This window comes from Bifidobacterium sp. UBA6881 (genome assembly GCA_002451435.1).
GTDB lineage: Bacteria > Actinomycetota > Actinomycetes > Actinomycetales > Bifidobacteriaceae > Bifidobacterium.
Map to the genome: position 1 here is coordinate 1 of DKCF01000073.1, position 2,723 is coordinate 2,723.

The 2,723-nt window shown below is 62.4% G+C and carries 2 protein-coding genes; both read left to right on the forward strand.

The genetic code is table 11. The features are described from left to right. Positions 1–1,167: amino acid permease (locus tag B3C64_RS05545; protein WP_291534303.1), on the forward strand; the 1,167-nt coding region annotated here is incomplete at its 5' end. Between the two features lie 216 nt (positions 1,168–1,383). Then, positions 1,384–2,400: an asparaginase gene (locus B3C64_RS05550; RefSeq protein WP_291534305.1), complete on the forward strand. Its 1,017-nt coding sequence runs from the start codon at positions 1,384–1,386 to the stop codon at positions 2,398–2,400. The last annotated feature ends 323 nt before the right edge of the window (positions 2,401–2,723 follow it).

Genomic DNA, 2,723 nt, shown 5'->3' on the forward strand with positions numbered 1-2,723 from the left:
TGGATGTTCTTCCTGGATTGGTCCGTGGCCGTCATGGCGGACATCACCGCCGTGGCCGTGTACTTCCACTATTGGCAGGCGTTCCAGAACGTGCCGCAGTGGCTGCTGGCGCTGATCGCGTTGGCCGTGGTGTTCGTGCTGAATCTGTTGAGCGTGAAGATGTTCGGCGAGGCCGAATTCTGGTTCGCCGCGATCAAGGTGGTCACCATCGTCGCGTTCATGCTAATCGCGATCTGGGCCATCGTGACCGGCGCTCCGGTGGGTGACACCCATGCCGGCGTCGCGAACATCACCAATAACGGCGGATTGTTCCCGAAGGGACTTCCCGCGGTGTTCGCATTGACGTTGGGCGTGGTGTTCGCGTTCGGCGGCACCGAGATGGTGGGCGTCGCGGCCGGCGAGGCCAAGGACGCGGCGAAGGTGCTGCCGAAGGCCATCAATTCGATGATCATCCGCATTTTCGTGTTCTATGCGGGTTCCGTGACGTTGATGGCGCTGGTGCTGCCGTATACGGCGTATTCCTCCAATGAGTCGCCGTTCGTCACGTTCTTCTCCGGCATCGGCATCCCCCATGCGGGCGATGTGATCCAGGTGGTGGTGCTGACCGCCGCGCTGTCGTCGCTGAACGCCGGACTGTATGCCACCGGCCGCACGCTGCGTTCCCTGGCCGTCGCCGGCTCCGGACCGAAATTCGCCGCGCGCATGAACAGGCACCATGTGCCCTACGGCGGCATCATCATCACCGCGGCGCTGGGCCTGATCGGCGTGGCGCTCAACGTGGTGCTGCCGGGCGACGCGTTCGAAATCGTCATGAACCTCTCGGGCATCGGCATCGCGGGAACGTGGGCCGGCATCGTCGTCACGCATCTCGCCTTCCTGAAGAAGGTGAAGGCGGGCGAGGAGACGCGCCCCGAATACCGGATGCCAGGCGCGCCGTACACCAACTACCTGTCACTGCTGTTCTTCGCGGTGGTCGTATTGTCGAATCTCACCAGCGCGTCCGGACGCTGGACGCTCGCCATGTTCGCCGTGGTCGTCGTCGCCTTGGTCGCCGGCTGGTTCTACGTGCGCAACCGCATCGACGGCGATCTGCTCGACGAGATGCTCGATGACAACGCGAACGACGTTCCCGACGTGTTGGAGACCAGCGGCAAGCCGGGCAAGTAAACAGCATTGGCGGTTCGGACCGAACCACAGCCACCGATCCGGGCCGCCGATACCGGGCCGGCAATAACGCTTCGTCGGCAATACGGCGCGCTATCTGACGTGCATCGGCACGGCATGCCTGGGTACCGACGCGAACATACAATCGCAATAGCCAACAACGGCAAATAACCGTAATGGCTCTCGCTGAACGAGGGCCCCGTCACAAAGGTGGACCATATGCGCATTCACATCACATATACGGGCGGCACGATCGGCATGGTCGAATCGCCGCATGGCCTCGTTCCCGGCGCGGACATGCGCGGATGGCTGCGCCGCCTGCTCGATGACGCGCATATGGATCCGAGCCTGATCTCGTTCACCGAGCTCAGCCCGCTGATCGATTCGTCGAACGCGACGCCCGACAATTGGCAGACGATGATCGACGACCTGCGCGCGCACCGCGACGAAGCCGACGCGTTCGTGGTGCTGCACGGCACCGATACGATGAGCTATTCGAGCGCGGCGCTGTCGTACGCGCTCACCGATTTCGGCAAGCCGGTGGTGTTCACCGGCGCGCAGCATCCCTTGGGCAAAATCGAATCGGACGCCGCCGCGAACGTCGCGGGCGCGTTGAACGCCGCGATGCAGTCCGTGGGCCGGTTCCATGGCGTCGGCCTGTTTTTCGGACAGCATCTGTTCGCCGGCAATCGTGTGAGCAAATCGTCCAGCTGGGCGTTCGAGGGCTTCTCTTCGCCTTCGTCCGAGCCATTGGCGCGCACAGGCACGCCGTGGCACTGGTATGCGGGCATTGCGGCGGCCGATGGGTGCGGCTGGCGCGATCCGAAACCGTACGGGCGCCATGACGTGGCCGTGATCGACATGGCGCCCGGCATCACCGCCGCACGGCTTGAGGCGATGCTGACGCCACGCCCGGAGGCCGCGATCCTGCGTGCATACGGCGTCGGCGACGTGCCGAGCGACGAACCGGGGCTGACCGATGTGATCGCCGATGCGCTGCGCGACGGCGTGCCGGTGGTGATCGCCTCGCAATGCCAGCAGGCCGAAGTGCTGCTGGGGCATTACGAGGTGAGCGACGCTATCGCGCGCGCAGGGGCCATCGGTTCCGGCGACATGACGTTGGAGGCCACGTACGCGAAGGTCATGTTCCTGCTGTCGCAAGGTGTGGACGCGGCCGATTTCGGCAGGTGGATGTCCACTTCCATCGCCGGCGAGATCTCGCCACACTCGCTGTAGCCATATCGGCACCGGAACCGGTACGCATTTCTCACCCACAGCTCGGAATTTCCGTTAATTCATCTCGTACGCATTGCAGATTCAAGGATTCGATTAGGGTAATCCAGCGTGTCAGATAACGGCATCATCCGTCTGCCGCCATCAAATTTCGCACGATTGGAAAAACCGATATGGCTAATCAAATCGTGCGAATGCTCTGAACCAAAACAGCCGGTTTTTCCTCTGGATAAGCACTGTTTTGCGCTTGTCCCATACCCCCGAAGCATGGGTCGCTTCGCACGATTTGAAATTCGTCCATAAAAATCAAATCGTGCGAAGCAATC